Origin of the sequence: Streptococcus catagoni, assembly GCF_011421425.1 — a bacterium.
GTDB lineage: Bacteria > Bacillota > Bacilli > Lactobacillales > Streptococcaceae > Streptococcus > Streptococcus catagoni.
Map to the genome: position 1 here is coordinate 259,303 of NZ_WPCW01000002.1, position 24,827 is coordinate 284,129.

26 protein-coding genes and 4 pseudogenes are annotated in these 24,827 nt (G+C 38.5%); 24 read left to right on the forward strand and 6 right to left on the reverse strand.

Going from position 1 to position 24,827, the window contains the following annotated elements; all coding sequences use genetic code 11:
* Positions 1–6 precede the first annotated feature (6 nt).
* From HBN42_RS05150 to HBN42_RS05175, 7 genes and pseudogenes are all read left to right on the forward strand, one after another.
* A complete protein-coding gene (locus HBN42_RS05150; protein ID WP_165993995.1) occupies positions 7–837 on the forward strand; it encodes a carbohydrate ABC transporter permease in 831 nt (276 codons plus the stop codon).
* A 26-nt stretch (positions 838–863) separates the two neighbouring features.
* A complete protein-coding gene (locus tag HBN42_RS05155; protein ID WP_165993996.1) occupies positions 864–1,499 on the forward strand; it encodes a DUF624 domain-containing protein in 636 nt (211 codons plus the stop codon).
* Positions 1,500–1,624: 125 nt separating this feature from the next.
* Positions 1,625–1,741, forward strand: a pseudogene (locus tag HBN42_RS10360) (YSIRK-type signal peptide-containing protein); the annotation flags it as partial.
* A 246-nt stretch (positions 1,742–1,987) separates the two neighbouring features.
* Positions 1,988–3,451 (forward strand): annotated as a pseudogene (locus tag HBN42_RS05160) (sialidase family protein); the annotation flags it as partial.
* Positions 3,452–3,610: 159 nt separating this feature from the next.
* The gene (locus HBN42_RS05165) at positions 3,611–4,063 is read left to right on the forward strand and encodes a NanQ anomerase/TabA/YiaL family protein (protein ID WP_165993998.1); all 453 of its coding nucleotides are present in this window, start codon (positions 3,611–3,613) and stop codon (positions 4,061–4,063) included.
* A gap of 24 nt (positions 4,064–4,087) precedes the next feature.
* Positions 4,088–5,008, forward strand: coding sequence for a dihydrodipicolinate synthase family protein (locus tag HBN42_RS05170; protein WP_165993999.1), 921 nt, complete (start codon positions 4,088–4,090; stop codon positions 5,006–5,008).
* A gap of 15 nt (positions 5,009–5,023) precedes the next feature.
* On the forward strand, positions 5,024–5,917 hold the full coding sequence (locus HBN42_RS05175) for an ROK family protein (RefSeq protein ID WP_165994000.1): 894 nt from the start codon (positions 5,024–5,026) through the stop codon (positions 5,915–5,917).
* Between the two features lie 82 nt (positions 5,918–5,999).
* On the opposite strand, the gene HBN42_RS05180 is transcribed toward HBN42_RS05175, so the two are convergent.
* Both HBN42_RS05180 and HBN42_RS05185 read right to left on the reverse strand, forming a co-directional pair.
* The gene (locus HBN42_RS05180; RefSeq protein ID WP_165994001.1) at positions 6,000–6,233 is read right to left on the reverse strand and encodes a hypothetical protein; all 234 of its coding nucleotides are present in this window, start codon (positions 6,231–6,233) and stop codon (positions 6,000–6,002) included.
* Between the two features lie 185 nt (positions 6,234–6,418).
* Positions 6,419–7,231 (reverse strand): MurR/RpiR family transcriptional regulator, encoded by an 813-nt coding sequence (locus HBN42_RS05185; RefSeq protein WP_165994002.1) that lies wholly within the window; start codon positions 7,229–7,231, stop codon positions 6,419–6,421.
* Positions 7,232–7,583: 352 nt separating this feature from the next.
* On the opposite strand from HBN42_RS05185, the pseudogene HBN42_RS09990 reads away from it, so the two are divergent.
* A pseudogene (locus tag HBN42_RS09990) lies at positions 7,584–8,947 on the forward strand (TIGR00366 family protein).
* Between the two features lie 106 nt (positions 8,948–9,053).
* Here the strand turns inward: HBN42_RS09990 and HBN42_RS05200 are convergent.
* Both HBN42_RS05200 and HBN42_RS10310 read right to left on the reverse strand, forming a co-directional pair.
* Positions 9,054–9,971 (reverse strand): LysR family transcriptional regulator, encoded by a 918-nt coding sequence (locus tag HBN42_RS05200; protein WP_165994004.1) that lies wholly within the window; start codon positions 9,969–9,971, stop codon positions 9,054–9,056.
* 174 nt (positions 9,972–10,145) lie between these two features.
* Positions 10,146–10,334: pseudogene (locus tag HBN42_RS10310) on the reverse strand (helix-turn-helix domain-containing protein); the annotation flags it as partial.
* 219 nt (positions 10,335–10,553) lie between these two features.
* On the opposite strand from HBN42_RS10310, the gene HBN42_RS05210 reads away from it, so the two are divergent.
* From HBN42_RS05210 to HBN42_RS05255, 10 genes are all read left to right on the forward strand, one after another.
* Positions 10,554–10,907, forward strand: coding sequence for a PTS fructose transporter subunit IIB (locus HBN42_RS05210; RefSeq protein ID WP_165994006.1), 354 nt, complete (start codon positions 10,554–10,556; stop codon positions 10,905–10,907).
* Positions 10,880–11,227 carry a hypothetical protein gene (locus HBN42_RS05215; protein WP_165994007.1) on the forward strand — a complete coding sequence of 116 codons (348 nt, stop codon included), beginning with the start codon at positions 10,880–10,882 and terminating at the stop codon, positions 11,225–11,227. Before HBN42_RS05210 ends, HBN42_RS05215 begins: the two co-directional genes overlap by 28 nt.
* Positions 11,208–11,606: a PTS sugar transporter subunit IIA gene (locus tag HBN42_RS05220; RefSeq protein WP_165994008.1), complete on the forward strand. Its 399-nt coding sequence runs from the start codon at positions 11,208–11,210 to the stop codon at positions 11,604–11,606. Before HBN42_RS05215 ends, HBN42_RS05220 begins: the two co-directional genes overlap by 20 nt.
* Before the next feature lie 140 nt (positions 11,607–11,746).
* Positions 11,747–12,520 (forward strand): TatD family hydrolase, encoded by a 774-nt coding sequence (locus HBN42_RS05225; protein WP_165994009.1) that lies wholly within the window; start codon positions 11,747–11,749, stop codon positions 12,518–12,520.
* Entirely contained in the window at positions 12,492–13,076 is a 585-nt protein-coding gene (rnmV, locus tag HBN42_RS05230; RefSeq protein ID WP_165994010.1) for a ribonuclease M5, read from the forward strand. The genes HBN42_RS05225 and rnmV overlap by 29 nt, the downstream gene beginning before the upstream one ends.
* Positions 13,077–13,303: 227 nt before the next feature.
* Positions 13,304–14,182, forward strand: a complete 879-nt coding sequence (gene rsmA, locus HBN42_RS05235) for a 16S rRNA (adenine(1518)-N(6)/adenine(1519)-N(6))-dimethyltransferase RsmA (RefSeq protein ID WP_165994011.1) — start codon at positions 13,304–13,306, stop codon at positions 14,180–14,182.
* On the forward strand, positions 14,179–15,024 hold the full coding sequence (locus HBN42_RS05240) for a putative RNA methyltransferase (protein ID WP_207927415.1): 846 nt from the start codon (positions 14,179–14,181) through the stop codon (positions 15,022–15,024). Before rsmA ends, HBN42_RS05240 begins: the two co-directional genes overlap by 4 nt.
* A 98-nt stretch (positions 15,025–15,122) precedes the next feature.
* A complete protein-coding gene (locus HBN42_RS05245; protein WP_165994013.1) occupies positions 15,123–15,827 on the forward strand; it encodes a S8 family serine peptidase in 705 nt (234 codons plus the stop codon).
* 99 nt (positions 15,828–15,926) lie between these two features.
* Positions 15,927–16,262 carry an Fn3-like domain-containing protein gene (locus HBN42_RS05250; RefSeq protein ID WP_165994014.1) on the forward strand — a complete coding sequence of 112 codons (336 nt, stop codon included), beginning with the start codon at positions 15,927–15,929 and terminating at the stop codon, positions 16,260–16,262.
* On the forward strand, positions 16,246–16,431 hold the full coding sequence (locus tag HBN42_RS05255; protein WP_165994015.1) for a hypothetical protein: 186 nt from the start codon (positions 16,246–16,248) through the stop codon (positions 16,429–16,431). The genes HBN42_RS05250 and HBN42_RS05255 overlap by 17 nt, the downstream gene beginning before the upstream one ends.
* 148 nt (positions 16,432–16,579) lie before the next feature.
* Here the strand turns inward: HBN42_RS05255 and HBN42_RS05260 are convergent, their stop codons facing one another.
* A complete protein-coding gene (locus HBN42_RS05260) occupies positions 16,580–17,419 on the reverse strand; it encodes a DNA-binding domain-containing protein (protein ID WP_165994016.1) in 840 nt (279 codons plus the stop codon).
* The gene (locus HBN42_RS05265; RefSeq protein WP_165994017.1) at positions 17,416–18,711 is read right to left on the reverse strand and encodes a sensor histidine kinase; all 1,296 of its coding nucleotides are present in this window, start codon (positions 18,709–18,711) and stop codon (positions 17,416–17,418) included. Before HBN42_RS05265 ends, HBN42_RS05260 begins: the two co-directional genes overlap by 4 nt.
* Before the next feature lie 100 nt (positions 18,712–18,811).
* On the opposite strand from HBN42_RS05265, the gene argF reads away from it, so the two are divergent.
* From argF to HBN42_RS05295, 6 genes are all read left to right on the forward strand, one after another.
* Positions 18,812–19,810 carry an ornithine carbamoyltransferase gene (gene argF, locus HBN42_RS05270; protein ID WP_165994018.1) on the forward strand — a complete coding sequence of 333 codons (999 nt, stop codon included), beginning with the start codon at positions 18,812–18,814 and terminating at the stop codon, positions 19,808–19,810.
* Positions 19,811–19,820: 10 nt separating this feature from the next.
* Entirely contained in the window at positions 19,821–20,750 is a 930-nt protein-coding gene (arcC, locus tag HBN42_RS05275; RefSeq protein WP_165994019.1) for a carbamate kinase, read from the forward strand.
* A gap of 116 nt (positions 20,751–20,866) precedes the next feature.
* Positions 20,867–22,423, forward strand: coding sequence for a YfcC family protein (locus tag HBN42_RS05280; protein WP_165994020.1), 1,557 nt, complete (start codon positions 20,867–20,869; stop codon positions 22,421–22,423).
* A 230-nt stretch (positions 22,424–22,653) separates the two neighbouring features.
* A complete protein-coding gene (gene rsgA / locus HBN42_RS05285) occupies positions 22,654–23,526 on the forward strand; it encodes a ribosome small subunit-dependent GTPase A (protein ID WP_165994021.1) in 873 nt (290 codons plus the stop codon).
* An 8-nt stretch (positions 23,527–23,534) separates the two neighbouring features.
* Positions 23,535–24,197, forward strand: a complete 663-nt coding sequence (rpe, locus tag HBN42_RS05290; RefSeq protein WP_165994022.1) for a ribulose-phosphate 3-epimerase — start codon at positions 23,535–23,537, stop codon at positions 24,195–24,197.
* Complete coding sequence (locus tag HBN42_RS05295) at positions 24,190–24,822, forward strand: thiamine diphosphokinase (protein WP_165994023.1); 633 nt, start codon at positions 24,190–24,192, stop codon at positions 24,820–24,822. The genes rpe and HBN42_RS05295 overlap by 8 nt, the downstream gene beginning before the upstream one ends.
* The last annotated feature ends 5 nt before the right edge of the window (positions 24,823–24,827 follow it).

Here is a 24,827-nt window from a genome sequence, read left to right on the forward strand (position 1 = left end):
TGTGGCATGAAAAAAATAAAAGTGACCCTTTCAGATCTCTTAACAAGTCTTGTTTTATGTATTTTAACCATATTATTTATCTTTCCTTTTTATTGGATTATGACAGGGGCCTTTAAATCACAGGCCGCTACCATAGTTATTCCTCCCCAATGGTGGCCAAAAGAAATCACCATCGAAAACTTTAAAGCCCTAATCATCCAAAACCCAGCTTTAAAATGGCTTTGGAACAGTATTTTTATCTCCATCACAACCATGTTGCTTGTTTGTGCCACCTCATCCCTAGCTGGTTATGTTTTGGCTAAAAAACGCTTTTATGGGCAAAAAATCCTATTTTCTATCTTTATTGCAGCTATGGCACTTCCCAAACAGGTTGTCTTAGTTCCTTTGGTGAGAATAGTTAATTTTATGGGCATTCATGATAGTCTGCCAGCTGTTATTTTACCACTGGTTGGTTGGCCCTTTGGGGTTTTCCTGATGAAACAGTTTTCTGAAAATATTCCAACAGAATTATTAGAATCAGCCAAAATTGATGGCTGTGGGGAAGTCAGAACATTCTTTAATGTTGCCTTTCCTATTGTTAAACCAGGATTTGCAGCCTTAGCCATCTTTACTTTTATCAATACCTGGAATGACTATTTTATGCAGTTGGTAATGTTGACTTCAAGAGAGAATTTGACCATTTCTCTAGGTGTTGCCACCATGCAAGCAGAAATGGCAACAAACTATGGCCTGATTATGGCAGGGGCGGCTATGGCGGCTGTGCCTATTGTAGCAGTCTTTCTGATTTTCCAAAAATCATTTACTCAAGGTATTACAATGGGAGCTGTTAAAGGTTAAGGATCAAAAAAGGGGGTGTAAGGAAGATGAAAGAACCCAGAAAAAGTTTTGTAAAATCCCTATTTAACTTAGACAGCAAGTGGTTGCGTTATTCTGAGTCTGTTTTTGACTTCATGACTTTGAATCTGCTTTTTTGCCTATCTTGCCTACCTATTTTAAGCATAGGCATTGCTAAGCTAGCTCTTTATGCCAGTCTTGCTCAGCGTCGTAATAAGCAATCAAACAGCCTGCTCAGAGATTATCTTAGTTATTTTAGGAAATATAGAACCATAGGTTTTCAAATGGGACTCATAGAACTGTCCCTCCTTGCTGCTATTTTTACAGATCTTTATTTGGTTTGGGCTCTATCAAGCTTTCCTTATCAAGTCTTTAAAGCTTTTTGTTGGGGCAGTCTATTTTTAGTCATCTTAACTTTTGCTTACGCTTATCCTCAAGTAACTAAGGGTCAAAGTAAGCTAAGTCTTATTTTTAAGAGAAGTTTTATCCTTTTAAGCCTGCATTTTCCATGGAGCTTTGCATTTTTAGCAGTCATCCTTCTTCTTTTCATCCTATTAGAACAATCTCCCTTACTCTTCTTAACAGGGCTATCTTTGCTGCTGATTATTGGGGTTAGTAGCTTAGGCTATGGCTATGTGTGCATTATGGAAAAGTTACTCAAATAAAAAAGTATAAAAACTATTTCGATATACTTGTTCTAATGCTGGTGGACATAAAAAGAATGACACTTTAATAACTTGTTTTACTAAAAAATTGGCGTATATTATTATTTCATTTTAAAGGAGAAGTTATGAAAAGAAACAGTAAAGAATGTTTTGAAAAGCATTCACGTTTTTCAATCCGTCGACTTTCAATTGGTGTGGGTTCTGTTTTGATTGGTATTTGTCTTTTTGGAACAAGTACGGTATTAGCAGAAGAAAGCACAGCTCTTAATATTCCAAAAGTACTTATGCCAGCTGCCAGTCAGCCTCTGAAAGAAAGGGTAGAAACAGCAAAAACAAGCTCTCTAGCTACTGAGACTCTAACAGAAAGCCCTGAAAAAAGCCTGATAGGGACTGAAGCAAAAACTATTGAGACTAAGCTAGCTCCTGTGACAAGTTCATTAGAAGAGACTAAGATAATTGAAAAAGCTGCTGAAAAACCGGCAGTCAGTGCCTTTCTTTCTGAAAAGCAAGATATTTATCAAAGTGGCCATTCAGATAGAAAAAATGAGGATGGTGTTTTTGGCTATCGTATACCTGCACTCTTAAAAACAGATAAGGGAACGCTAATTGCTGGTGCCGATCAGCGCTTTGATCACTCAAATGACTGGGGCAATATTGGCATGGTTGTTAGACGCAGTGAAGATAAGGGTAAGACCTGGACTGACCCTTACACCCTAGTTAATCTCCGTGACAATCCAAAAGCTGCTGTTAAAGAGCAAAAATCTCCCTTTAACATTGATATGGTATTGGTTCAAGATCCAAGTACCAAACGTATTTTCTCCATCTATGATATGTTTCCAGAAGGTCGTGGGATTTTCGGTATACCAGAAAAAAGAGAAGCAGAATACAGCAAAATAGGCGACAAGGTCTATATGAACCTCTACCATACGGATAGTCAAAAAACAGGTCTTTACACTATTCGTGAAGGTGGTTTTGTTTATAGCCCTGAGGGCAAAAAAACAGATTATCGTGTTATCTTAGAATCTCATGAAAAAGACCATGCCAACTTAGGAGATATCTATCAGAACCAAGACTTGATTGGTAATGTTTATTTTACAAGCCACAAAACCTCACCATTTCGTATTGCGAAGTCAAATTATCTGTGGATGTCCTATAGCGATGATGATGGTAAAACATGGTCTTCACCAAAGGATATTACATCAATGGTCAGAAGTCCTGAGATGAAGTTCCTAGGTGTTGGTCCTGGTACTGGTATTGTCTTAAAATATGGTGAGCACAAGGGTCGTATTGTTATACCCGCCTATTCCACTAACTGGAAGTCTCATTTGACTGGTTCACAATCTTCTCGTCTTATCTATTCTGATGACCATGGTCAGACCTGGCAGATGGGTGCTGCTGTTAACGATAATCGTGTCATTGCAAGTGGGGAGAGGATCCATTCTTCAACCATGAATCATCCAAATGAACAAAACACAGAGTCTGTAGCTCTGCAATTGAAAAATGGAGATATCAAGCTCTTTCTTCGTAATAAAACAGGAAAATTACAAGTAGCCACTAGTAAGGATGGTGGGGCAAGCTGGCAGAATGACTTAGAAACTTATGAGGATGTTAATGAGGTATATGTTCAGTTATCAGCTATTGCTCTGGAACATGATGGTAAGGAATATGTACTCTTAGCTAATGCTAATGGTTCAGGCAGAAATAATGGACATGTTCGCTTAGCAGAGGTTCAAAATGATGGAAAACTCAAATGGATTCATCATCGTTTGATCCAAGAGGGAGAATTTGCCTATAATTCCCTACAAGAAATTGGAGAAGACCAATTTGCTCTGCTTTATGAGCATAAAGAAGGCAACCAAAACACCTTCACCCTAAGTTTGAAAACCTTCAATTGGGAATTCTTAATTCAAGACCCAGTTCATACTAAGGCTAATGAGTCCCTTAGATGTTAAAAAACTTGCCTTACAGAGTTTTTGTCAGCCTTGGGCTTCTTTACTAACTAAAAAGTCATAGACTGATAACTTTAGATTTAAAAAGGATTCAAGTCTAGATATAGATAGTCCTAAAAAGCCTGAGCTTACTAGTCCATTACTATAGAAAGTAGGATAGTGATGATCATTGACAAGATATCACGTTTATCAACATATAAATCTTTACACCCTCATTTAGACCAAGCCATAAATTATTTAATGAAGCGAGATCCCAAGACTTTAGCCGACGGCAAAGAAGAGATTTGGGGTCAGGATGTTTTTAGCAACTATGGGGGAATATCTCCCATCAAAGAGCCGAAAGCTTCCTTTGAATACCATAAAGCCTATGCTGATATTCATATCGTTATTGAAGGACGAGAACGGATCCTCTATGGTTTAGAAGTAGATGAAAAGATAGAAGCTTATCAAGAAAGTGCTGATATTGGTTTGGTATCTTGTCAGTTGAGTTCTGTTATTGATCTGATTCCAGGATATTTTGTGCTGTTCTTCCCAAATGAATATCATCAACCCGGTATTCAGCTCAATGACATAACTGAAATAAAAAAACAAGTTGTTAAGGTACGCATTAATTAGTTTTGAAAAGGAGTTCTCAAAGAGATGAAAAATTTAGATAAGTATAAAGGGATCATTCCAGCTTTTTATGCTTGTTATGATGAACAAGGAAACATTTCCCCTGAAAGAGTTAGGAACTTAACCCAATACTTTATAGATAAGGGCGTCCAAGGACTATATGTTAATGGATCATCAGGGGAGTGCATCTACCAAAGTGTTGATGATCGTAAACTGGTCTTAGAAAATGTTATGGCCAAAGCCAAGGGTAAGTTAACCATCATTAACCATGTTGCCTGTAATAATACCAAGGACAGCATAGACTTGGCTAAACATGCTGAATCTCTTGGAGTTGATGCCATTGCAGCCATTCCACCAATTTATTTTCAGCTGCCAGAACACGCTATTGCAGATTACTGGAACAAGATCTCTGAGGCGGCAGCAAATACTGACTTTATCATCTATAATATTCCGCAATTGGCTGGAACAGCCTTGACAGCCAGCCTCTATAAAGAAATGCTCAAGAATCCACGCCTGATTGGGGTTAAAAATTCTTCTATGCCTGTTCAGGACATACAGATTTTTTCTAGCCTTGGAGGTGAAGACCGCCTGGTCTTCAATGGCCCTGATGAGCAGTTTTTAGCTGGGCGTCTGATGGGAGCCTCTGCGGGCATTGGTGGCACCTATGGAGCCATGCCAGAACTCTTCCTTAAGCTCAATGCCTTAATTAAAGCTAGAGAGCTTGATAAGGCTAGAGAACTTCAGTACCAGATCAATGCTATTATTTCCGTCTTGGTTTCAGGACATGGCAATATGTATGCACTGGTAAAAGAAGTGCTTCGGATTAATGAAGGACTTGATATTGGTTCAGTACGTTCGCCTTTGGCAGAGCTTATTGAGTCGGACAAGGTCCTATGTCTGAAAGCAGCTAAGATGATTGTTGAAGCCAAAGAAAACTTTTTAGACTAAACATTGAGGTCTTTCATGGAAAATTATTTAACAATAGATATTGGTGGAACAGGGATAAAGTACGGTATTATTGATCAGAGTGGTCAGCTCACAGAAAAGCATGAAATGACCACAGAAGCCTATAAAGGGGGCTCTGCTATTCTTGAAAAGGTAAAGCATCTCGTCTCGTCCTATAAAGAGAAGCTGCCCCTATCTGGTGTTGCCATCTCTTCTGCAGGAATGGTTGACCCTGAAAAGGGAGAAATCTTCTATGCAGGTCCTCAGATTCCTCACTATGCGGGCACTCAGTTCAAGAAGGTCATTGAAGAAGCCTATCACTTGCCCTGTCAGATAGATAATGATGTCAATTGCGCAGGCCTGGCTGAGGCTATATCAGGCGCCGCTAAGGATAGTCCTGTAACAGTTTGTTTAACCGTGGGAACAGGGATAGGCGGCTGTTTACTCATTGATTCAAAGATCTTTCATGGCTTTAGTTATGCAGCCTGTGAAGTCGGCTATATGCACTTGGCTGATGGTTCCTTTCAAGATCTGGCTTCAACCACAGCTCTGGTAAAAGAGGTCGCCAAGAAAGTTGGAGATCCCATAGAGGCATGGGATGGACGTAGGATATTTCAAGCTGCCAAAAGTGGGGATCTTGTCTGTATAGAAGCTATTGATCGGATGGTTAAGTACCTGGCTCAAGGCATTGCTAATATTTGTTATGTTACCAATCCAAGTTTGATTGTTCTTGGAGGTGGCATAATGGCTGAGGAAGCTTATCTAGCTGAAAAAATTCAAAAAGCAGTTGAGGATAATTTAGTGCCTAGCCTTTCTGAAAAACTACAGATAAGATTTGCTCATTATAAAAACGATGCTGGCATGGTGGGTGCTTACTACCACTTTAAAGAGAAAGAAGCTAGTAAAAATTAATCTCCTAAAAACTAAAAAATTCTAGATATTACGTCTAGAATTTTTTAGTTTTCTCTTTATGCCAAGTGTTTGGTTGCAGTCGCTACTGATCCTTCCAATCTTGGGTAATAATATTAAAACCTTGGCGTTTTTGGGCTAAGCTTTCCATGATGGGATACCAATTTTCTCCCTTTTCAGCAACGATGCTTTGGATCAGTTCTTCCTGTGCCTTGTTAAGAATCTTGATTAAATCCAAACTTGCTTGACTAGGATAGAGACTTTTGACTCTTTTGTCATAATCTGTGCTGCGCTCATAAATGAGTTCTTTTTCTTTCAAAGCTTTCAGAGTCTTATGGAAACCTTGTTTCGAAATTTCTCAAACTTTCAACAACTGACTAATGGTGATACCTGGCTTTAGAGACTCACTTCGTTCGTCCCTCTTTTTACCTGTCATAAGATTTCTCTGAGAAATCATCACTTTATCTACGTTCTGACTCTAGAAATTTATTTTCTAGAGTTTTTTTAATCGATAATGGTGTTTTTAAAGATTTTTTCCTTATGGGGTTTGTCAATAGCTAAAACATAGGCATAGAAGATATCCATCATGATCAAGAGGGGAAACTGAGGGGAGACACGGTTGCCATAGTTCAGTCGATGGGTTGAAGAAACTGTTATAACATCGATGTCAGCTGCTACGTCTTCTTGGGTCTGGGTTGTCATTAAAACAGTTTTAGCCCCTCTTTGGCTGGCCACCTTTAAGGCATTAATAACAGAAGCTGTTTTACCAGAAAGTGAAAAACCAAAAACTAGACAGTTCTCATTTAGCAGGCTATTGGCCCAGGTAAAGCCATCTGCATCAGAATAAGCATCGCAGATAAAGCCCAGTCTCATAAAGCGTGACTTTGTTTCTTGGGCTACCAAAGCAGAGCTGCCCTTGCCATAGAAATAGATTCTTTCAGACTTATCAATCATTTCAGCTAAGTTTTCTAGCTTTTCTTCATCTACCAAATCATAGGTTTTGTTAATGAGAGAATCATAATTGATGAGCACTTGTTTTGTTAAGTCTCGATTGATAGATTGGAAGTTGTTATTGGCTTCTTGAAGGCTTTTACGGTACTCAAAAGCAAAGGCACGATAGCCAGAAAAACCGCATTTTTTGGCAAAGCGAGTAAGGGCTGCTTGGGAGATATGGAGCCTTTTTGTGACTAGTCTAGATGATAACTCTGTGTCATTGAAGTCATTCTCCATAAAAAAGTGTCCGATACTTTTTTCCAAAGGAGTCATCTTATCTAAGGCTGACTCAATAATTGTGATGAAATGATGATGGTGTGCCATGAAATAACTCCTTTTGTAAGGCTTTACATAATAGTATATCATAAAGGTTTTTTGAATGACTCAATTTCTTTTGTCTTTTAAACAGAAGATTTTCTTAAAAAATGGGATCAGAATAATGGTTAAAAAGACAGAGAATATAACAAAACGAAAGAAATCCATAAATAAAAGTTATAGATAACATAAAAATACTATTTGATAATTAATAAAAGCGGTTTTATTATGTAGGGTAAGATAGCAGTTAAGCAAATGGCTGTGATCTAGCAGGAAAAGGGCCCTTATCTATAGACTAATATCTTGTAAATCTAAAAAAGAAAGGAAAGAAGATGACAAAAACAAAGCGTAAAAAAGTTTTATGGATACTTATATAGACGGTTTTATGAAATGGATGCCAGAGTCACTCTTTATTTGTTTTATTTTAACTTTTATTGTTGTGGCGCTGGCTGCCTTTTTAACCAAGGCGTCCTTTATTGGAACAGAAAAAACGGTAGGAATTGTCTACGGCTGGGTTGATGGTCTCTGGGGACTATTATCCTTTGCCATGCAAATGACTGTCTTACTGGCAACTGGGAATGCAGTGGCCAGTTCTCCTCCAGCCCATAAATTATTTCGCTTCTTAGCAAGATTACCCAGAAATAGAGCACAAATTTTTATTTTCTCTATTATCGTAGGTACCTGTTTTGCTTACCTGCACTGGGGACTAGGGATGATGGTTGCCATTGGTTTTGGTAAGGGACTATTGGTACAAGCCCGCAATAAAGGAATTAAAATACACACACCCTTATTTGTTGCGACCCTATTTTTCACTTTCTTACCGACCACCTCTGGTATTTCCGGAGAGGCTGTGCTCTACTCAGCAACCCCTAATTACTTAAAAAAACAGTGTTGCTGAAAGTTACAAGAGTATAGTGCCTGAGAGTGTTCCTCTAACAGAATCCGTATTAAATATTCAGTTTATTGGCTTGTTAGCCATCTGTATGCTGGTACCCTTGGCTTTTGCCTTTATAGCACATCCTAAAGACCCGAGTAAGATTGAAGAGTTAGATGACGAAATCTACCAACAGGGACTTAATCATTCCACCAAAGTTCAGATTGCAAGAAGGACACCGGCTGAGAAGATGAACGGTTCACGCTTGGTGATGTATCTTATTGGCGGTATGATCTTTTCTTACAGCCTTTACAAATTTTCCCAAGTTGGGCTGTCAGGCTTAGACCTTAATAGTTTTCACTTTCTTTTCCTTGGCCTTGGTTTATTGCTCTGCGCTCAGCAAGGTCCAGACTACTATGCCACCCTTTTCAAGGATGGGGTCATGTCCTCATGGGGCTTGGTTTTGCAATTTTCTTTTTATGCAGGGATCTTTGGGATTATTCAGAGTACAGGCTTAGGACTTGTCATTTCACACTTTTTTGTCAGTATCTCAAATGGTAGAACTTGGCCAGTCTTACTTAGCTCTTTTAAATATAGCAGTGCCTTCAGGAGGTTCTAAGTTTGTTATTGAGTCTCCTTATATTGTACCAGCTACTTTAGAAGTGGGAAATAATCTGGGCAAGATCCTCCAGGCCTATCAACTAGGAGATGCAACGACAAACCTGATTGTCTCATTTTGGGTTCTGTCTTATCTGTCCAACTTCAAGTTGAAGTGTAACCAGATTGTGGCCTATATCATTCCTAGTGTTTTGATTGTTGCTGTTATTGCCATTATCTACCTGCTCATTTAATCATGACAAAATTTTTAAGCAATAGACCTTGTGCCAGTAAGGAATTTTTAAAAGTAAAAAAATAAAACCTTGTCAGACTCCTTTTTAGGAAGCTGGACAAGGTTTTTTATCTGAAAGGGTGATTATGTGAAAAGTAATCTAATATGGTGTTTTTGATGTGGGGTTTGAGATGGTTTTGTCGATTCTTTTTTAAGGAAGTCAGCACAATCTCCCATTTAGGATGCTCAATGAAGGGCACCTCAACGATATTATCCATATTGGCAAAGCAGGTAATAGGTCTTGGTAAAATTGTTAAATAAGAAGAACGTCTGGTACTATTGAGTAAAAAGTCCCAGGATTTTGAATGGAATTTAATGTTGGGACAGATATTCTCATCTTTAAAAAGTGTTTTTAATTGATGATGAATCATAAAGGTTTTGTCAAAGATAGCCAAATCTTCTTGGTGAAGTTCCTTGAAGGAGATTGTTTTTGCCCCATTAAATTTCTCAAGATGGGTTGTCTCACTCATATAAAGACATAATTGATTTCTGACTAGGATGTCAATATCAGCAATGGAAGAATCAAGGGCTGTAGGTGTTAGCAAGACAGCAAAATCAACTTCATTGAGAAAGACCTTCTTTTGCAATTCATAAGCACCAGCTTCAATGATATTAAATTTGACATCAGGGTTGTCCTCAATCATCTGAGGAACCAAATCAGAAAATATAATGCCCGAAATTAACTGAGGAATACCAATGGTAACCTCTCCCTTGTACTTTTTAGATTCGCTCTTTAAGTCGGACATGAGCTGTTCATGAGATGAGATAACAATTTTGGCATTCTCATAAAAGCGTTCGCCCACAGATGTTAGGCCTACTAGTCTTCCTTTGTTTCGGACAAATAACTTAATATTTTCATCCTGTTCCAGTGTTTTAATGTATTTACTGAGGGCAGGCTGTGAAATATGACTTTTTTGAGCTGCCTTTGTTAAATTAAAATCGCAATGAACGATTTCTATAAAGTGGATCAAATTAGAAATATGCATAATTTCCTCCCTATAATTATGAAGAATAGTTATGATAATTAACAAATACTATAGCTATTGTTGATTGAAAAATCATATCCTATCTTGGAGAAGCATGCAAGGTCCATTTTAATAGGTTTTTTTACATTTTTGAATAGGGCAAAAAGGACAGCTTCAATGGTTGCTATTAAAGGCTTAGAAAGACTTTCTCTGATGAGCTTGGCTAGAATTTAGAAGCTGATTTTGGTAAAGCCTTAAAGCCAAATGAAGATTCATCAGATGACCTGTATTTTTTAGACTAATGGCTAAGATCTCTTCACTTTTAGCCAGTCGCGCTCTTAAGGTATTAACATGCACAAATAAAATCTGACTGCTGGCAGTATAGGAAAAATGATTAAAAGATTGAAGATAAGGATTTTGTCTGCAACCTGGGCTGAGCTTTGCTCAGCTTTTTTTAAGCATTGCTTTTTCTTTTTGGGGCTACTCTTCTTTGCAGTTTTATCAGGGCTTATAGCCATAAAGTTCCGATAGTAACGGAACTAATGTTTCCTTAGCAAAAACTTTTAGCTCTGCTATGATTGAATTGTAAGAAAAAGGAGAAAAATGAAAAAGATTGTAGCAATAACCTCTTGTCCAGTTGGAATTGCCCATACTTATATGGCGGCAGAAAATCTGGAAAAGGCAGGAGCAGAATTAGGTGTAGACATTAAGGTTGAAACACATGGTTCAATTGGTCTTGAAAATGAGTTATCTGCAAAAGACATTGCAGAAGCAGTGGGTGTGATCATTGCAGCAGATACCAAAGTTGACAAATCTCGTTTTATTGGCAGAGCCTTGATAGAATGTGGGGTTCAAGAAGGTATTCATCAGTCTAAGACCTTGATTAGTCGTCTGCTAGAGGGGAAGCTGACCAAGCAAAAGATGAGCCTATGGGCAAGCGTGTCTACCGTAGCTTGATGAGTGGGGTTTCAGAAAGGACACTACAAAAAGATTTGAACCAGATTGAGGACTCTATCAAGAGGCATAATCTGCCCCTGCCCCTGGTTCGTAAAAAAGGAAGAGGTATTGTCCTAAAAGGTCTGCCCCATGAGAAGGAGAGGCTATTAACTCTTTTATCAACAGATCAGATCAAAAATGGTTCTAATCAAGATCTGCAGGAGCTGATCATCTTTCATATTTTACAAAATCCCCAAGGTAAAATTAGCCTCAGTGAACTGGCCAGCCAGCTTTACACAACCCTTCTTGATCTATCCACAGTTGACATTGAAAACAGCTGAAGAGATTTTAACCTTTATGGGGGTAAATCTGGTAGGAAATCATTATGTTCAGGAAGATTTTGTTTCAGAATTACTGAAGAGGGATAAGTACTCAAGTACTCGGGTAGCAATCTATATTACCTTGCCTCATGCTAACCCGAATTTTGTGCTTAAGTCGGTTATTTCCATTGCTACTTTAAAAGAAGTCATTGACTGGCATGGTGAATCTATTAGACTAGTCATTTTAATTGCACTTAGCAAGGAAGAATTGAAAAATCCGGAGTTTAAAAAACTTTTCTCCCTGATTCATTACCTCAGCCAAAATCCTCATAAGCTAGATCAGCTCTGTCGAACCAATAATGTCCTAGATATCTTAAGCCAAATGTCTAGCTATGAATGACCCTTTAGGGGATCAAGTAGCTCATGTTAGGATCTGGTGAGAATGTCCTCTAGTTGTGTTATAATAGGTTTTTAAGAAAGACATTTATCTAGCCAAGTAGAACTTAGGGATGTCTAAAATAGTCAGGAGAATAGTGTGCAATGCTAAGGATTTTTGATACCCATACCCATTTAAATGTGGAAAATTTTAGAGGAAAAGAAGCTGAGGAGCTTAGCCTAGCTAAGGAAATGGGGGTTGTAGCCCATAATGTTGTTGGTTTTGATCATGAAACCATTGCTGGTGCTTTGACTTTGGCTCAAAACTATCCAGAAATCTATGCTAGCATAGGCTGGCATCCCACAGAGGCTGGTTCTTATAATCAGGCTGTTGAAGATATGATTGTTTCTCATCTTAAGGATCCTAAGGTTATTGCCTTAGGAGAGATTGGTTTAGATTATCATTGGATGGAGGATCCTAAGGAAGTTCAAATTGAGGTCTTTAAAAGACAGATTCAATTATCTAAGGACTATCAGCTTCCCTTTGTTGTTCATACCAGAGACGCTTTAGAAGACACCTACCAGGTTATTAAGGAAGCTGGCGTGGGTCCTTGTGGCGGTATTATGCATTCTTACTCTGGCTCTCTTAAGATGGCCCAAAAATTTGTGGATCTGGGAATGATGATTTCTTTTTCTGGTGTGGTTACCTTCAAAAAAGCAAGAGATATCCAGGAAGCAGCTCAGCTATTACCCCTAGACAAAATACTAGTTGAAACAGATGCGCCATATCTAGCACCAGTACCCAAGCGAGGGCGTGAAAATCGCACAGCCTATGTGCGTTATGTGGTGGACAAGATTGCTAACTTGAGGGGAATACCGGTAGAGGAGCTGGCAGAAGCTACTTATAATAATGCCAGAAGGGTTTTTAAACTTGACTAAAAAAATTAAAATTCATGAGGTGCTTGTAGTAGAAGGTAAGGATGACACAAGAAATCTTCGTCGTTTTTATGATGTTGATACCTATGAAACAAGGGGGTCAGCCATCAATGAGGAAGATTTGGAAAGAATTGAGCGTCTGCATCAATTGCGCGGTGTCATTGTTTTTACAGATCCTGATTACAATGGTGAACGAATTCGTAAAATCATCATGGAAGCTGTGCCTACTGCAAGACATGCCTTTTTAAAACGTGATGAAGCTGTTCCAGGCTCTAAATCTAAGGGGAGATCACTAGGAGTGGAACATGCCTCTTTTGAAGATTTGCAAAAAGCCTTGTCCAAGGTGACGCAAGCCTATGATGACCAAAATGATTTTGATATTAAAAGAGAAGATCTGCTTAGATTTGGTTTATTGCTGGGGGTGGACAGTCGACAACGCCGAGAATACTTAGGAGAGACCCTAAGGATTGGTTATTGTAATGGCAAGCAGCTCCTAAGCAGGCTTGAACTATTTGGCATCAGCCTTAAAGACTTGGAAGAAGCCATGGCAGATTATTAAAAGGTGTTCCCTTTTTGGGGCACCTTTTAATAACTTTTTTTCATAGTAGCTACTTTCACTAGTATGCTAAGTCAAAATCTTATTAAGGCTATATCCTATCTCTAGAAAAAAGATAGGATGTGGAGAAAGCGCCGTCAATTTCTTTTGGAGAAATATTTCACCCCTTTTTTAATATGACCATTAGAAATATGCTACAATAGTAAAAAATAAGCAAGTAGGAAATAATAATGAGAATTGCAGACTATAGTGTGACCCGTGCTATCTTGGATCGTCACGGTTTTACCTTTAAAAAATCCTTTGGTCAGAACTTTTTGACAGACACCAATATTTTACAAAAAATTGTAGACACTGCTGACATTGATAAGAGTGTTAATGTCATTGAAATTGGTCCAGGTATTGGTGCTTTAACAGAATTTTTAGCAGAAAATGCAGCTGAGGTTATGGCCTTTGAAATTGATGACCGCTTGATCCCAATTTTACAGGATACCCTAAGGGACTTTGACAATGTGCAAGTTGTCAACCAAGATATCCTAAAAGCAGATTTACAAACTCAGATTAAATCCTTTAAAAATCCAGAACTCCCTATAAAGGTGGTAGCTAATTTACCCTACTACATTACAACTCCAATATTAATGCATTTGATTGAAAGTAAAATCCCCTTCCAAGAGTTTGTAGTTATGATGCAAAGAGAAGTTGCAGACAGGATTTCTGCTCAGCCTAATACCAAAGCTTATGGAAGCCTTTCTATTGCTGTCCAATACTATATGGCAGCAAAAGTGGCCTTTATTGTTCCTAAAACAGTTTTTGTGCCGGCTCCCAATGTGGATTCTGCCATTTTGAAAATGGAACGTCGGATTGACCCCTTGATTTCAGTGCGTAATGAAGATTTCTTTTTTAGAGTGGCCAAGGTAGGTTTTGTGCACCGCCGTAAGACCCTTTGGAATAATTTAACCAGTCATTTTGGAAAAAGTGATGAGATCAAAGAAAAATTAGAGAAAGCCCTAGAAATAGCTGATATTAAGGCGTCTCTCAGGGGAGAAGCCTTAAGTATTGCTCAGTATGGCAAGTTGGCAGACGCCTTGCTAGAAGTTGAGATTTTAAACTGATGAGGGATAAAAGACAACGCTTTGAAGACGGTCAGTTCTATTTTGCCTGTCCGATTTGCCGCAATCCTCTTTTTAAGAGTGACAATACATTAAAATGTCTGAAAAACCATAACTTTGATTTATCAAAATTTGGTTATGTTAATTTATTGGGTGGTCGAAAGGTAGATGATCATTATAGTAAAAAGTCATTTGAAAATCGGCAATTAGTCTTAGAAAGTGGCTACTATAAGCATATTTTGGAAGCTTTGGCTGAGTTTCTACAGGGCTACCCCCACATAGGATCAGTCATTGATATTGGTTGTGGAGAGGGTTATTATTCCCGTGAATTAAGCAAAAGTTTTTCCAAGGATTTTTTAGCCTTTGATATTTCCAAGGATTCTATTCAACTGGCTGCTAAAAGTGACTATAGTCGTCTGGTCAAATGGTTTGTATCAGATCTAGCCCGCCTGCCCATTCAAGATCAGTCGGTAGACTGCATTTTAGATATCTTTTCACCGGCCAATTATGAGGAGTTCAAACGTGTGTTGAAAAAGGATGGCTATCTGCTAAAGCTGATTCCTACAGAAAATCATCTCAGAGAGATTAGAGAAAAAGTTGGTAGTCAGCTAGAGAAAAAAGCCTACTCTAATACTAAGGTTGTGTCGCATTTTCAGGATCACTTTGAGATCATTGGTCAAAGAGAGGTAAGAGCTACCTATCCCTGTAGCGCAGCAGAAAGAGCTGCCTTTATTGAGATGACCCCTCTTTTATTTAATGTGGATAGCTCTCTATTTGATTGGACAGATATCACTCATATCACGGTTTCAGCCCTCTTACTTATTGGTAGACAAAAAGAAAGTTAAGTTTTTGGAACTTAGCTTTTTTTGCTGTCATTTCAGACTGCTTTTTTCTTTTAAGCTTAGTCTGTTTAATCGTAAGGACAAATCTGAAGTGACATACGATGAAGAATTTGTCTATTGGGATAAGAGCAAGGCTACAAATTACAAATGATAGATCACTTAAAAACAAGGTTGTTGTCTTTGAGCGGGGAGAAGGATCAGTCTATACACAGATCCTAGACTTAATGAAGAAAGATGTCAAAGGGATTATCCTCATTAATACAGCAACCCCATCAACCTTAGGAAATTACCAAACAATTCCTGAAATCAGGAGCAGTTTATTAGATGATGACAATCTTTTCAAAAAGACTTGGGCGGTCAGTGTTTCTTACAAGGATGGCCAGGTTCTTAAAGAGTTGATTCAAACAAAATCAAAAGAAAAGGTTACTTTTGGTAGGGAAGCAAAACTAACCAAGGTTTTTGATCATATTGGAATTCCCGGCTTTAGTTCATGGGGAAGCAGCCCTAATTTAGAAATCAAACCAGATATCGTTGCACCTGGTGAAAACATTTGGTCAACGGCCAATGCTAATGCTTATTTCAATTTGAGTGGAACCTCTATGGCCTCACCTTACGTAGTAGGGGCCAGCGCTCGGCTATTACTCGGCTATTACCGAAGGTTTAAAGCTCTTTTAACCAAAGAAAAAGACTTATTAAAACATAATAGAGTCATTGATTTAACTAAGTTGATGATGCAAAATACTGCTGATGTCCTCAAGGATCACACTGTGGCCAAAGGCAAGGCAATCCTAGATTATTCACCTTGACGTGCAGGGGCCTTAAATATTGAAAAAGCTCTTAAAACCAATGTTATTGTTACTTACAAGGATACTAAGGGAGTAGTTGACTTAAAGGCCTTTAAAAACTTGTCCGACAAGGCCTATAGTTTTAGGGTGGATCTAGACCAGGTTATTGGTAAGATAATCTATGAAACAGAGCGTAAGATCGGAGCTCAAAAGACAAGAAATATCAATGCCATACATTCCCGTGTGATTGAGGGGGCATCTTTACAAATGGCTGATATTCTTCATGTGGCAGCTCATGGACAGTTAAAACTGACTGTTACCCCAGACGTAGGTCAGGCTAAAGAAGGTGCATTTGTTGAAGGCTTTATCCGTTTCAAATCAGTGGATAAAAACCAACCTGATCTCAATATTCCTTATATGGGGTTCTACGGAGATTGGCATGCTAGGACAAGCTGAAAAAGTAGTAAGCTTATCTCAGATCAAAGCTAATCAAGCTACTAAAGAATCAGAAGAACTGCCAGATACTGGCCAAAAAGGATCTTCTGCAATCAGCTTCTTAAGCTTACTGCCCCTACCTTTATCAGCACTTGTGTGGAAAACAAGAAAAGGGGAAAAAGAAGATTAATAAAAAAAGGACTAGCTAAAGAGTCCAAAGTGGAGTGACCTCTTTCAAGGTTGAAATATAAAAATAGCATGGAATCACTGTTTTATGAACAAAGATTTCATGCTATTTTCTTATTTTAGGATTTTTTCTTAGTCTGAGCTTATCAGCCTTAGTATTCTTGTCCTTGTATTAGTAGTTGGTCAAAGAATTTTCTTAAGGATATCTTGCCACCATGATAGGAGTGCCCTTCAATTTGTTGGATTTCCCTATGGATATTTTGATAGCCAAAGAGGGCATTAGCATATTGTAGACTGATTTCATTTTCAAAATCATCTAAACATAAATGAGCAATGTTAATCATTGCTTTTTTAATAGCGCGACGAACCCTTTGTAGGATAATTTTTTGCTGGTGTAAATCCAGCCCCAGCTGAGCTTTTAAGTCAAGTTGTTCAAAGGTAAGATTGTAATCCATCATTAGCTTGCAAATAGTGAGAATATCGTTATAGCCAGCCTCTGAACTGACACCAATATAGCTTAAGATAGAACGGATCTTGTTTAAGGAGTCCCTGTTTTCAGATTCTGTTTTAGGCCTTGCCTCTGCTGGTTCTAGTAATTGCTGAATCTGATTCAGTTTTTCTTCCATCAGGATGCTTTCTTTGACCCTTTTGACCACACTTCTGACTTCGACAATGTTGATTGGCTTGTTAATAAAAAATTCAATGCCAGCATGGTAGGCATTTTGTCTTAGGCCACTATCTTTCACCTGAGAAATCATGATAAATTTCAACTTTGGCCGACTTTGATGAATCTTTTCGACCAGGGTGACCCCATCTAAATCTGGCATCAAGAGATCAATCAAGATAATATCAACATCATAGATGAGTAGGTCCTGGTAGGCTGCTGTTGCGTCATTACTGGACTTACAGACGGTATTATTAAAGTCTTCTTCAATGATTTCTTGCAGGATCATGGTAATAGATGGATCATCATCTATAATATAAAATTTCATAGATTATCCCCTTCTAATAGTTTCTTTTTGTTGAGGAAAACGGTAAAAATAGCTCCTTTAGGCGTGTTATCGTAAACTTTTATGGAGCCATGGAACTGTTCTTCAACGATGACTTTGACATTAGGTAGGCCGATTCCGCGGTAGATATCCCCATTGGCGTCAAACTTAGTTGAAAAACCAGGTTGGAAAATAAAGGATTTCATTTTATCTGAAATGCCAGGTCCATTATCACAGATAACAATTCTGATCTGCTCAAGCTCTTCTTGGGTCAAAACCGTAATGGTTCCCTTTTTTTGTTCCCCAATAGCTTCAACGGCATTGAGGATGATATTTGAAATGACAGTTAGAAGAAAGTAGTAATTACAAACAGAGATGTCGCTTTTAATGTTTTCAATGATAATGATATCTTGCTTGTGGGCTTTTATCAAACTTCTCACATAGGATAGGGCAATGCGAAAAATATCCTTTAAGGTCATCTCAGACTCATTTTTGGCACTAAAATAAATACCAAGTCCCTTGATCACATTCTGATAGTCTTTTTTTATTTCATGGACATCTCGGGCAATATCCAGAGAAAGGTGCTGGAATTCCTTGGGCAGGTTATGTTTTTCAAGCTCCTTGTCTAAAAGGTAGGCGTTCTTCATGATATTCTCAATTTCAAGAATATTTTTCTGCATAAAGTAAACCTCACTTTTAACAGCAGAAGTTGACCAGATAAAGTAGTAATAGCGCTGCTCATGATAATCTTTCAACAGAAGCAAGTTTAAATAGCTGTAACCATAGGCCAAGCCACAGCTGATAAAAGCCCGGACTAGGGCTGTTATAAAAAGAATTTGAAAGAGCCTTATAGAGTAGTTGTGGAAGTTTAATAAAATACTGACTTCTACAATATTTGAAAGGTAGTCGCAGATAATAATGGACAAGAAAAAAGTTCCCTTATTACCATAGGAACGTCGCCAATATATGAGATAAAAAGAGGTTCCATAACAGAGATAGAAAATGATATCAGTAAAAACGAATTCCATTATCTTATCCAAGGAGGCATCTCCCACGATTGTTAGGATAAGTCCTCTAAAAATAGGCGAGACAGCTGCAATGCCAAGACAGATATGAAAGGGATTGACGTCATCGTTATAGTAAAGGAAAACGGGCAAGATAAAGAGGGAAAGCGTCAGTATAAAGCCATCCGTGATAGCAGTAATATGTATTTGCGCCGCAAGGGCAATGGTAATGGCGGCAATAATAATGCGTTGTCGTCTTTCGGAATGTTTTTCATGTAAAATGGTGAGCATAAAATTCCTCAAACTTTTTTTGATTTTTTTTGAAGAAATCTGAGTATTTGTGAAAGCGTTAACTATACTGACAGTATAAATGAAAAGGAGGAAATAAGCAATGAAAAATTTACGTAACCGTAGTTTTTTAACCTTATTAGATTTTACAACTGACCAAGTCGCTTTTCTTCTAGACCTTTCTGATCAATTAAAAAAGGCTAAGTATGCAGGTGTCGAACAGCAGAAATTAAAGGGTAAAAATATCGCCTTGATTTTTGAAAAAGACTCTACTCGTACCCGCTGTGCCTTTGAAGTGGCAGCCTATGACCAAGGTGCCCAAGTTACTTATTTAGGACCTACAGGTAGCCAAATGGGTAAAAAAGAAACAGCTAAAGATACAGCTCGTGTCCTAGGTGGTATGTATGACGGAATTGAATACCGCGGTTTTTCACAAAAAACCGTTGAGACACTTGCTGAATTTTCAGGAGTTCCTGTTTGGAATGGTTTGACAGATGCTGATCATCCAACTCAGGTGCTAGCAGATTTCCTCACTGCTAAAGAATGCTTACAAAAACCTTACAAAGATATTAACTTTACCTATGTTGGTGATGGCCGCAACAATGTGGCTAATGCCCTTATGATCGGTGCTTCTATCATGGGAATGACCTTCCATCTAGTTTGTCCAGATCAATTGAAACCAGAAAAAGAGCTCCTTGAAAAATGTCAAAAATTAGCCAAAAAATCTGGTGCAAGTATTGAAATCACAAGTGATATTGAAAAGGGTGTTTTGGATTCAGATGTCCTCTACACAGATGTTTGGGTATCTATGGGTGAGCCTGATCACGTTTGGAAAGAAAGAATTGCTCTACTTGAGCCTTATCGTGTGACCCAAGAAATGATTGAGATGACTAAAAATCCTAATGTTATCTTTGAACATTGCTTGCCATCATTCCACAATACTGACACTAAGATTGGTCAGGAAATCTATGAAAAATATGGTTTGAAAGAAATGGAAGTAACTGATGAAGTCTTCGAGGGACCTCACTCTGTCGTTTTCCAAGAAGCAGAAAACCGTATGCACACCATCAAGGCTGTCATGGTCGCAACCTTAGGAGATTAGGAGGAAAATTATGGCAAAAATAGTCGTTGCGCTCGGAGGAAATGCCCTTGGAAATTCTCCTGAAGAACAATTACGCTTAGTCAAAAATACGGCTAAATCTTTGGTAGCTTTGATCAAAGAAGGGCATGAAGTTGTTATTAGCCATGGGAATGGTCCACAGGTTGGAGCTATTAATCTCGGCATGAACTTTGCGGCCGAACAAGGTCAGGGAGCTGCCTTTCCATTCCCAGAATGTGGTGCTATGAGTCAGGGTTACATAGGCTATCATCTGCAACAAAGCCTCTTAAATGAACTCAAAAAACAAGGTATTGATAAGGAAGTGGTTACTCTTGTAACCCAAGTAGAAGTGGAAGAAAAAGACAATGCTTTCCTGAACCCTTCAAAACCTATTGGTGCCTTTTATGACCAGCAAACAGCTCAGCAGATTGCTAAAGAAAAAGACTATATCTTTGTTGAAGATGCAGGTAGAGGCTATCGCCGTGTGGTTGCTTCACCGGAACCTAAAAATATTTTGGAATTAAATAGTATTAAGGCTCTAATTGAGTCTGGCACACTGGTTGTTGCAGGTGGTGGCGGTGGTGTTCCCGTCATTCAAACAAAGGCTGGTTATCAGGGCGTTGCTGCTGTCATTGACAAAGATAAGTCCAGCGCCCTATTGGCTAGTGAATTAAAAGCAGACCAGCTTATTATTTTGACAGCTGTTGATAATGTCTATATCCAATTTGGAAAAGAAAATCAAAGGGCCTTGAGAGATGTGAAAGTTCCTGAAATTATAGAATATGTTAAGCAAGGTGAGTTTGCTAGGGGAAGCATGCTTCCTAAGGTAGCAGCTTGTTTGAGTTTCTTAGATGGAAATCCAGGAGGCTTAGCATTGATTACGTCCCTTGATAGCTTAGAAAAAGCCTTGAAAGGGAAAATAGGTACCCGAATTAGCAAGTAAGGAAATAGGCTGTTAAGGTGCAAAGAGAATCATTACCAAAGGTTAATTCTTTGCACCTTTTCTATAGTCCTTTTTGAGGAACTTGTCTAAACAAGGATCATTAAAGGGGGATATTTATGGAAGAAAGTAGCGTAACAAAGGAAATAAAAAAAGATAAAAAGGGTCTCCGAATGCCAGGTGCATTTACCATATTATTTGTTTTAACAATAGTAGCGGTCTTTGCAACTTGGTGGATACCAGCTGGTTCTTATGCTAAATTACAGTATGATGCTCATAGTTCTAAACTTATGATAACGAGTCCTAAGGGGCAGGTTTCACGCTTTCCTGCTAGTCAAAAAGAACTGGATAAGATCGGTGTTAAAATTAAAATTGATGAATTCACATCAGGTTCCATCAATAAACCCGTTTCAGTTCCTAACACCTATGAACGGCTCAAACAAAATCCTTCAGGTCTAAATGCTATTACTGAAAGTATGGTCAATGGAACTATTGAAGCTGTTGATATTATGGTCTTTATCATGGTTCTAGGTGGCTTAATTGGGGTTGTTAGAAAAAGCGGTGCTTTTGAGACGGGTCTTCTGTCACTGACCAAAAAGACCAAGGGTCGGGAATTTTTATTGATTTCTTTGGTTTCGCTCTTAATGGTCATTGGTGGAACCTTGTGTGGGATTGAAGAAGAAGCCGTTGCCTTTTATCCCATTTTAGTACCTGTATTTATTGCTATGGGCTATGACTCCATTGTCTGCGTTGGAGCTATTTTCCTTTCAAGCTCCATAGGAACCTCCTTCTCAACCATTAATCCCTTCTCTTCAGTCATTGCTTCTAATGCTGCAGGGATTAACTTTACAGAAGGTTTGGGCTGGCGTTCTTTTGGTTGTGTCATAGGGGCTATCTTTGTCCTTTATTATCTTCATTGGTATGCCAAAAAAGTCAAGGATAATCCAACTTTCTCCTATGCCTATGAGGACAGAGAGGAATTTTTCAAGCAATGGTCCATAACAGATGGTAACAGCTCTGCTTCATTCACCCTAAAACAAAAAATCATTTTACTCTTGTTTGTTGTTGCCTTTCCTATTATGGTTTGGGGTGTTATGGCTAAAGGCTGGTGGTTCCCAACCATGGCTTCATCTTTCTTGGCTATTACCATTGTGATTATGCTTTTAACGGCAACTGGTAAAAATGGTATTGGTGAAAAAGGAGTAGTAGATGAATTTGTAAATGGTGCGGCTAGCTTAGTTGGTGTGTCTCTAATCATCGGCTTAGCCCGTGGTATTAATCTTATTTTGAACAATGGTTATGTGTCTGATACTCTCTTATATTCAGCTTCTAAGCTGGTATCTCATGTCAGTGGTCCCATCTTCATTGTTCTGATGATGTTGATTTACTTTATTCTCGGTTTTGTGGTTCCATCATCTTCTGGTTTGGCCGTTTTATCCATGCCAATTATGGCTCCTTTAGCGGACACCGTTGGCATTCCAAGAGCAGCTGTTGTTATGGCTTATCAGTTTGGCCAATATGCTATGTTATTCCTAGCACCAACAGGACTAGTAATGGCCACACTTCAGATGTTAGATATGAAGTATTCTCACTGGTTTAAGTTTGTATGGCCGGTAGTTGTCTTCTTATTAGTCTTTGGAGGGGGCTTACTAGTTGCCCAAGTATTATTAATGTAGGCAGTTATAAGAAAAGTTGATAGAAGAAAACTTCTACCAACTTTTTTTTGAAATTCTGCTCTAGCTTATGGAAGGAGCCCTTAGGAACAAAGAGGATCGGCTGAAAAAGGTGAGGAAATAACCAAGCCTATAAGGACTAGCCTTATAATTACAAAGTTTCCTTGTCTTTCAGCTGAAATAAGCATTGAAATTTGTTACAATAGACTTATCAAACTATCTAAGGAGTTCCATTGCAAGGAAGAATCATAAAGTCTCTTGCTGGCTTTTATTATGTAGAGTCAGAAGGGAAAGTATACCAAACACGGGCGCGTGGTAATTTTAGAAAAAAGGGTCAAAAGCCATATGTAGGAGATTTTGTTGACTTTACGGCAGCAGATAATTCCGAAGGTTACATTCTAGCCATTCATGATCGTAAAAATGAACTGGTCAGGCCTCCAATAGTGAACATTGATCAGGCTATTGTAATCATGTCAGCTAAGGAGCCGGATTTTAACAGTAATTTGCTAGATCGCTTTTTGATCTTATTAGAACATAAAAAGATAAAACCCATCATTTACATCTCAAAGATGGATCTCTTAGAGTCCTCAAAGGAGCTAAAGATGATTGGTCAAAGGTATCAAGAAATAGGCTATAGCTTTGTGATGGATAGGGATAGTTTACTTCCTTACTTGACTGATAAAATAACAGTCTTTATGGGACAGACTGGTGTTGGGAAGTCGACCCTTCTCAATAAAATAGCTCCGGACTTGGCCCTAGAAACAGCAGCCATTTCTGAGAGTCTTGGTAGGGGGCGCCATACCACAAGGGCTGTCAGCTTTTATAATCTCCATGGTGGCAAGATTGCGGACACACCTGGATTTTCCAATTTAGATTATGATATTACTAATGCTGAAGATTTGAGCGAGGCCTTTCCTGAAATAAGGTATTATAGCCATCAGTGCAAGTTTAGATCCTGCACCCATCGTCATGAACCGCAATGTGCGGTGATGGTTGCAGTTGAAGCTGGCCATATCTGGAAAAGTCGTTATGATAATTTCCTTCAATTCCTGAGTGAAATAGAAAATCGTCGTGAAACATTTAAAAAAGTCATCAAAAGAAAGTAGGTTTATTCATGTTTACTAATAAAATAGCCCCATCCATCTTAGCAGCAGACTATGCCAATTTTGAAAAAGAACTCAAGCGTATCGAAGAAACAGATGCTGAATACGTTCATATAGACATTATGGATGGACAATTTGTTCCAAATATTACCTTTGGTGCTGATGTGGTTGCTAGTATGCGTAAACACAGTAAACTTGTTTTTGATTGCCATTTAATGGTAGTAAACCCTGAAAGATATGTTGAAGCTTTTGCCCAAGCTGGTGCAGATATCATGACTATTCACACTGAGAGTACTCCTCATATTCATGGTGCCATTCAAAAGATTAAGGCTGCTGGAATGAAGGCTGGTGTGGTTATTAATCCTGGGACTCCGGTTAGTGCCCTTGAGCCCTTATTATCACTAGTTGATCAAGTACTTATTATGACTGTTAATCCAGGCTTTGGTGGCCAAGCATTTATCCCAGAATGTTTAGACAAGGTTAGGGTTCTTAAAAAACTGAGGGAAAAAAATCATTATAATTTTGACATTGAAGTTGATGGCGGAGTGGATAATAAAACCATTTCAGCTTGTCAAAATGCTGGGGCAAATGTTTTTGTTGCAGGCTCTTACCTCTTTAAAGCGACTGATCTTGTCAGACGGGTTGAAAGTCTAAGGATAGCCTTACATGACTAAAGTAGCCCTCTTTGCTGGTGGCCCTCTCAGGCACTATCGTAAAAATTTTGATTATTTTGTCGGTGTTGATGCTGGGAGCCTGTTTTTATTGAGAAATGGGCTTCCTTTAGATATGGCTGTTGGTGATTTTGATTCTGTTTCTGCGGAAGAATTTTCGAATATTAAAGAGAGGGCTAAAGAACTGATTGTAGCATCTGCTGATAAGAATGACACAGACACAGAATTAGCCTTAAAATCAGTCTTTGCAAGGGATGCTCACGCTCAAGTAACCATCTTCGGAGCCTTTGGTGGTCGGCTAGACCATTTCTTATCTAACGTTTTTATCCCCAACAACCCAGATTTAGCAGCTTTTATGACACAGATTAGATTGGAAGATAAGGAAAATATTCTGGAATATCGCCCCCAAGGCAGTCATTCTATTGAAAAAATAGAAGGTATGGACTATGTTTCCTTTATGACTGATGGGGATGCAGATCTGAGTATTTACAAAGCCAAGTTTGAACTAAGACCAGATCATTTTTTCAAAAAGAAAATCTACTCAAGCAATGAATTTCTTAAGGATTCGATAGAAGTATCGGTCAATTCGGGTTATATCCTGATTATTCACAGTAAAGATTGGAGTTAAAGTGG